We start from the raw sequence: 6,725 nt of genomic DNA on the forward strand, positions 1-6,725 counted from the left end.
TACCTCAAACTTGCCAGGCAGGTCTACAGGTTTGAACCGCCCTGCGGTTTATAACCCAGGCGCAGACCACCCCAATGACGCCCCTTGACGACAATGGGTACGGAGAGGTCGTGCATCAGCTCACCGGTGTCCCGGGTGTAGGTTTGCAGCAGTACCGGTTGCTGATGGCTGCCGCAGCGAATGCCGGTCCGGTCATCGAACTTGCGCTTGCTGCGATTGCGCGCATTGTCCAGCGTCGCGTCGCCGGTCAGAGGCTGGTTGAACGCGTTGTTGTGCGTGGGCACGTAGCCTTGCTGGGTGCAGGCGATGGCAAATACCAGACCTTCGTGCTGCGCGAGCAGTGGCTCCTGCAGCGCCGGAAGTACCTGATCGGTGTAGCGGTCGAAGCGTGTGGTAAACCGGGTCGGTAAGGTATTCGCGACCGGCTTGTAATTACGGTCGAACAGATCATCCAGGCTGGCGCGCCCCTGTTCGATATCGGCTTCGAACTTTTCGCCAATGAGCCGTGCACCTTCACGGGCCAGATCGTAGATGCGCTGGTGATAGTCATCCAGACCCACTTCGGCCAGACGCTGACTGATGGTCTCGGCCTGCCCTTCCATTTGCACCGCCGCTTTGGCCAGTTGCCGGGTCTGCTCGTCGCTGACCGCCAGATCACTGCGCATGTGCTCGACGGCCTCGAACAGGCTCGCCAACTGATCCTGATTGCTCCTGGCGCCTTGGGCAATCTCGCTGACCTGGCTTTCGACTTCGACGGCAAGGCGGGCGATGTTGCCGAGGTGCTCGCCGGTAAGCTCAACCTGTTCGACGCCGCTGTCCAGGTCGATAGACAGCTGACGGATCTGTTCGACGACCTGCGCAGTGCGTTGCTGAATATCGTCCACCATCTGCCCGACTTCTCCGGTAGCACTCGCCGTTCGCCCGGCGAGCCCGCGCACTTCATCGGCGACCACGGCAAAGCCACGTCCATGCTCGCCCGCCCGGGCAGCTTCAATGGCGGCATTGAGCGCCAGCAGGTTGGTCTGGCTGGCAATCGACTGGATCACCAACGTTACCCGCTGGATCTCCTCACTGCGCTGGTTGAGCGCTTCGATCAGCTCTCGGCTGGCGACCGCGCGTTTGCTCAACCGATGCATGCGTTCGATGGACTCATCCAATACGCCACTGCCCGCCTCGCTACGCGCCCGCGCTTCGCTGGCGGCAACCAGCGCCTGCTGGCTGAGCTGGGCGGTCTGCTGCTCGGTGGCGATCATCAGCTCTGCACTGCTGACCACCTGCCCGGCAGCGCCAAGCTGCGATTGCACACGCCCTGCCAACTGGCGCACGGAAAACGCCACCTGAGCGGCTGACAGCGCGTTATGGCTGGTGGTGCGGGAGAGCTCGCGGGTCAGGCGCGTTATGTCCGCGTCGACCGCCTCGGCCGAGAATGCTGCAGGGCGACGGAGTAACCATCGCGGCAGCCAGATCACCAGCAAAGCGCCGGGAACAACGATATAGAGGGACAGTCCGACAACGCTTATCGCTGCCAGCAACAGGCACAACGCAACACTTTGTACCGCCGGCACCCACCACCTTACTGCAGTGCCCGGTGCACTGGCCAGCGGCAATCCGGCAGCCATGGATAGGTTTTCGGCCATGTTGCGTTACCCCGTTTGTATTTATCGTTATTGCACCTATTAAACGTCAGATAACGGCGATGTGCCATGCGCTAATGGTCTTATCGGTCGGCGTTGATTCAATAAACTCTGGACACAACGAAACTGGGAGGCAATTGCTTGCCTCCCGGTCCGGTTGCTCAACCCCTGTCGCCTGAGAATCAGGCCTGGCGTTGGTGCTTGTCGATCTGCTCGTGACGCTCTTGCGCTTCGATGCAGTATTTGGTGGTCGGGCTGATCAGCAGGCGCTTGAGACCGATGGGCTCACCGCTGTCATCGCACCAGCCGAAGGTGTCATCGGCAATGCGCGACAGGGCCATTTCCAGCTGAGGCAGCATGCGTTGATCGCGGTCGATCACGTTGACCAACCAGTGACGCTCTTCTTCAACCGAGGCCGCGTCGGCCGGATCGGCAGGGGTGTCCAGGCTTTCGATGGCAATACGGCTCTGCTCGATTCGCTCGTGGATCTCGACCTTCATGCCCTGCAACAGCTCGACGAAGAAAGCGTGCTGCTCGGCGTTCATGTAGTCATCGGCCGGCATGGCCAGCAACTTTTCCTTTGTCATTTATTTCTCTATAAAAAAACGTGCATTGAGGAGCGGCTTGACGTTGTCGTAAAGCCAATAATCTCCAAGCGCCACCTGGCACTCAATTTACGAGGGGCGGCAGTCTAAGGCCGGCTTGCAGGCTCGGCAACACAAATTGAAGGGTTTTCGTACAGCAGTCACAGTAAAACCCCTTGAAACACGGGTATGAAACCCGATCACGTGCGGTGTGATGAGGGTCTGACCCACAGACCACCCATCGGTTCCTGCAATATGTCACGCACAAAAGGGCCTGTATAAGGCCCTTTGTCTCACTGGAATCCAATCAGCGCTTGGTCTTGCGCTTGTTGCGATATTGATCGATGACTACCGCAACTACAATGATCAGCCCCTTGATGATGTCCTGAACGTAGGCATCCACGCCGACAAAGGTAAAGCCGCTGGCCATTACGCCGAGGATCAACGCACCGATCACGGTACCGGTGATTCGCCCTACGCCACCGGCGAGGCTGGTGCCGCCAATGACGGCCGCCGCGATGGCGTCCAGTTCATAGGACATGCCCATTCCGGCCTGACCGGTTGCGGCGCGTGCCGACGCCACCACACCCGCCAGCCCGGCCAGCAGCCCGGCAATGCTGTAGACAATCACCAGATGACGTTTGACGTTGATGCCCGACGTGCGCGCCGCCTGCATGTTGCCGCCGATGGCATAGGTATATTTGCCGTACTTGGTGTAGCGCAGGGCGATGTGGAAGACGACCGCCACCACCAGAAAGATAATGACCGGCATCGCGCCCTGGCCGATAGCCGTGTAGGAATCAGAAAGCATGCTGACCGGCTGGCCTTCGGTGTAGAAGCGTGCCAGGCCGCGTGCAGAGACCATCATGCCCAGCGTGGCGATGAAGGGTGGGATACCGGTAATCGCGATGATGCTGCCGTTGATCGCGCCGGCCAGCAACCCGACCCCGAGCCCGACCACGATCGGAATCCACACGGGCAGGTCGGTCAGCGACGGAAACACTGCGCGGGAAAAGTCCGACGTCTGTGCCAGACTCGCGGCAATCATCGCCGACAACGCCAGCACCGAACCGGACGACAGGTCGATGCCCGTGGTGATGATCACCTGCGTGACGCCGATGGCCAGCAGGCCGATGATCGACACCTGAAGAATCATCAGTACCAGGCGCTGGGAGTTGAGCAGAAAGCTCTGATCGCGGACGATCCAGCCGAACAGTTCAAAGATCAGGCCTATGCCGATCAGCACCAGAAAAATACTCAGCTCGGTCGGCAGTCGTCTTTTTTTCCCGGTCGGCGCCAGGGCCGGCTTGTTTTGCAGAATCGCGTTGCTCATGTTCGTAACCCTCTTGTTCTTTTTTTACGAGTCCATTTACCGAACCGTGTGCTGCACACTCAATTAACCCGATGGCCGGAGGCCAGGTGCATGACTTTTTCCTGGGTCGCCTCACTTCGGTCGAGGATGCCCATCATTTCGCCTTCGTGCATGACCATGACCCGGTCGCTCATACCGAGCACTTCCGGCAGTTCGGAAGAGATCATGATCACCGCCATGCCTTCGCTGGCCAGCAGGGAGATGAGCCGGTAGATCTCTACCTTGGCGCCCACATCGATACCGCGCGTGGGCTCGTCGAGAATCAGCACGCGGGGATTGGTCATCAGCCAGCGTGCAAGCAGTGCCTTTTGCTGATTACCACCCGACAACGTATCAATGCACTGTTCCAGCGACGGCGTCTTGACCCTGAGTTTTTTGCACATGTCCTCGCACAAGGCGCGCAGGGCCTTTTGTTGCACGAAGCCGTTACCGGCGTAATTCGCCAGCACGGCCATCTCCATGTTTTCCATCACTGACAGACACGGAAACAGCCCGGTCAACTTGCGGTCCTCGGTCAGCAATGCAAAACCCAGCTCGATGGCCTGATGAGGATCGCCGATGCGCACGGCCTTGCCATCGAAGTGAATCTCGCCACCGTCACTGGGCGTGATGCCGAACAGCGTCTCGGCGACATTGGTGCGCCCCGAGCCCATCAGCCCGGCGATGCCCAGGATCTCTCCGGCACGCAGGTCGAAGGACACGTCCTTGAAAATGCCGTTCAGGCTCAGGTCACGGACTGACAGCAGGAGGTCCCCCGCCGGTTTGTCACGTTGCGGAAACAACTGGGTCAACTCGCGGCCGACCATCATGGAAATAAGGCTGTCGCCGTTCATGCTGTCGGCGCTCTGCAAGCCGATGTAGGCGCCGTCGCGAAACACTGCCACTTCATCGGCGATCTCGAAGACTTCGTTCATCTTGTGGGTGATGTAAATGATGCCTTTGCCCTGTGCGCGCAGATCGCCAATGATCGAAAACAGATGAGCGACTTCGGTTTCAGTGATCGCCGAGGTGGGTTCGTCCATGATCAGCACGTCAGAGTCGTAGGAAACCGCCTTGGCGATCTCGACCATCTGCCGCTCGGCGATGCTCAGGTTACCGACCAGCTCTTCGGGATCCAGCCGGATGCGCAAGCGCTCCAGCAACTCGGCGGTACAACGGTGCATTTCCCGATGATCGACCATGTGCAGACCGTTGAGCTGCTCGCGGCCGATCCAGATGTTCTCGGCGATACTCATGAACGGCATCAGGTTGAGTTCCTGATGAATCATGGCGATTCCGGCCTGCAACGCTGAAAGGGGCGTTTCGAAGCGCACTGGCTTGCCGCGCAAACGGATTTCACCTGCGTCGGGCTGGTAAATGCCGGCGATGATTTTCATCAGCGTCGATTTCCCCGCCCCGTTCTCGCCCATCAGCGCCAGCACGCTGCCCGGACGGACCCGGAGCTGGACATCGTCAAGCGCAACGACCCCCGGAAAACCTTTGCTGATATGGCTGATTTCCAGCAGATAAGGGGACGAGGCCTCTACATCGGCTGGCGCGGGCGGGTGGGCAGTGGCAGAACCGGACATGATCACAAACTCCTCAAGCGGCAAGCACAGGAAGATCGGGGGATCTTCCCTGGCCGGTCGACTGTTGTTATTTGAAAGTGGAGACGTTTTCAGGCGTGATCAGACGATACGGAATGACGATTGCCTGTGGCTCGACCTTCTCTTTCTTAGCCAGCTTCACCGCCGCATCGATCGCGCCGTCGGCCTGCCCCTTGGCGTCCTGATAAACCGATACCGTCAGATCACCTTTGGTGACTGCGTTGAGGCCATCAGGCGTGCCGTCGACACCGGCGACAGACACCGTGCCTTTGTCGATACCCGCCTGTTTCAATGCCATCGCAGCACCAATGGCCATTTCATCGTTATTGGCGAGGATCGCGTCGAATTTGCGCCCTTGAGTAAGCCAGTCATTGGTCAGGTCCATGCCTTTCTGGCGCAGCCAGGTGCCAGTCTGCTCCTGGTCGATCTTGATATCGGGGTATTTGGCCAGCACCTCTTTCACGCCTTTGGTACGGTTTTGCGTGGAGTTGTTGGCCAGGTCGCCCAGCAGAATCATCACGCTGCCCTTGCCGCCCATCTTGTCGGCGACGTACTGCGCCTGCAGCCGGCCAGCCTCGGTATCGTCGGATGTCACAGTGGCAACGCCTGCCGGCAGCTTCGGGTCATCCGGGCGACGGTTGACGTAGACCAGCGGAATGCCGGCGGCGACGGCTTCCTTGGTGATACGCGCGGTAGCGGCGGTGTCTACCGGGTTAACGATCAGGGCGTCGACTTTCTTGTTGATGAGTTCCTTGACCTGATCGATCTGTTTGTTGACGTCGGCGCGGGCATCGACAAATTGCAGGGTCACGCCGTCAGGCATGCTCTTGGCCTTCGCTCCCATGTCCTGACGCAGGTAGGTCAGCCAGGTGTCGTCGAATTGCGACATGGCCACCCCGACCTTGATATCGGCCAGCGCAGCGCCGCTGCCGAGCATCAATGCCAGGGCGAGTGAAGTGAAAGCAAGCTTGGTTTTCATGAGGGCTCTCCAGATTCTTGTTGTTGTTTGGATCTGATAACCATTTGTCGGGAGCGACAATAAAGCCATTCAGCGAGGCAGACGAATGCCCGTTGCACCCGGGATGCAGAACAGTTGAGCGTCCTTGTGCCGTACGCACATGCCACGGGCGACGATCGTGAGAAATCGCTCCATGAGCCGGATCCAGAATGACGAGGTGACAGAAAGCTTGGCGGGCAAGCCAGAAGTGGGGGTTTTCATCGACAGTACCTATCTTTTGTTTTGTTTTTGTTGGCTTGTTCCCCGTAGCCTGAAAAGTGACTTCATGCCCGGGTGATTCGATAGTCGGTAACCTGCAAACGACTCTATTGGAAAATATTTTCCAATTCAACCGATTTTAGAATTTTATTCCATTTCATTTTTATTCAGTGCAGAAATGCCAAAACCCGACACGTGTCAGGCGTCGGGTTTTGACTAGCGTGCCGTCACTCGGCGTCGGTATGCATATAGATACTTGTGGGAGTGAGCTTGCTCACGAAGACGCGGGGCCAAACACCCTATTCCTGGAGGCTGTACCGAACTCTTCTCCGC

At 58.6% G+C, this 6,725-nt stretch carries 5 protein-coding genes; all 5 read right to left on the reverse strand.

Features of this window, described 5'->3' with window-relative positions:
* Positions 1–23: 23 nt before the first annotated feature.
* Entirely contained in the window at positions 24–1,637 is a 1,614-nt protein-coding gene (locus ABJ99_RS15775) for a methyl-accepting chemotaxis protein (RefSeq protein WP_054086595.1), read from the reverse strand.
* Between the two features lie 179 nt (positions 1,638–1,816).
* The gene (locus tag ABJ99_RS15780; protein WP_002554078.1) at positions 1,817–2,221 is read right to left on the reverse strand and encodes a TraR/DksA family transcriptional regulator; all 405 of its coding nucleotides are present in this window, start codon (positions 2,219–2,221) and stop codon (positions 1,817–1,819) included.
* A 304-nt stretch (positions 2,222–2,525) separates the two neighbouring features.
* Complete coding sequence (locus tag ABJ99_RS15785) at positions 2,526–3,551, reverse strand: ABC transporter permease (RefSeq protein ID WP_007251301.1); 1,026 nt, start codon at positions 3,549–3,551, stop codon at positions 2,526–2,528.
* A 59-nt stretch (positions 3,552–3,610) separates the two neighbouring features.
* Positions 3,611–5,158 carry a sugar ABC transporter ATP-binding protein gene (locus tag ABJ99_RS15790; protein ID WP_054086596.1) on the reverse strand — a complete coding sequence of 516 codons (1,548 nt, stop codon included), beginning with the start codon at positions 5,156–5,158 and terminating at the stop codon, positions 3,611–3,613.
* A 67-nt stretch (positions 5,159–5,225) separates the two neighbouring features.
* Positions 5,226–6,155 carry a sugar ABC transporter substrate-binding protein gene (locus ABJ99_RS15795; RefSeq protein WP_054086597.1) on the reverse strand — a complete coding sequence of 310 codons (930 nt, stop codon included), beginning with the start codon at positions 6,153–6,155 and terminating at the stop codon, positions 5,226–5,228.
* Between the last annotated feature and the right edge of the window lie 570 nt (positions 6,156–6,725).

The organism is Pseudomonas syringae pv. cilantro (assembly GCF_001293775.1).
GTDB lineage: Bacteria > Pseudomonadota > Gammaproteobacteria > Pseudomonadales > Pseudomonadaceae > Aquipseudomonas > Aquipseudomonas syringae_P.

Coding starts and splice junctions, on each gene's coding strand:
- ABJ99_RS15790 (WP_054086596.1), bottom strand. CDS start 5,158: ATGTCCGGTTCTGCCACTGCCCACCCGCCCGCGCCAGCCGATGTAGAG.
- ABJ99_RS15775 (WP_054086595.1), bottom strand. CDS start 1,637: ATGGCCGAAAACCTATCCATGGCTGCCGGATTGCCGCTGGCCAGTGCA.
- ABJ99_RS15785 (WP_007251301.1), bottom strand. CDS start 3,551: ATGAGCAACGCGATTCTGCAAAACAAGCCGGCCCTGGCGCCGACCGGG.
- ABJ99_RS15795 (WP_054086597.1), bottom strand. CDS start 6,155: ATGAAAACCAAGCTTGCTTTCACTTCACTCGCCCTGGCATTGATGCTC.
- ABJ99_RS15780 (WP_002554078.1), bottom strand. CDS start 2,221: ATGACAAAGGAAAAGTTGCTGGCCATGCCGGCCGATGACTACATGAAC.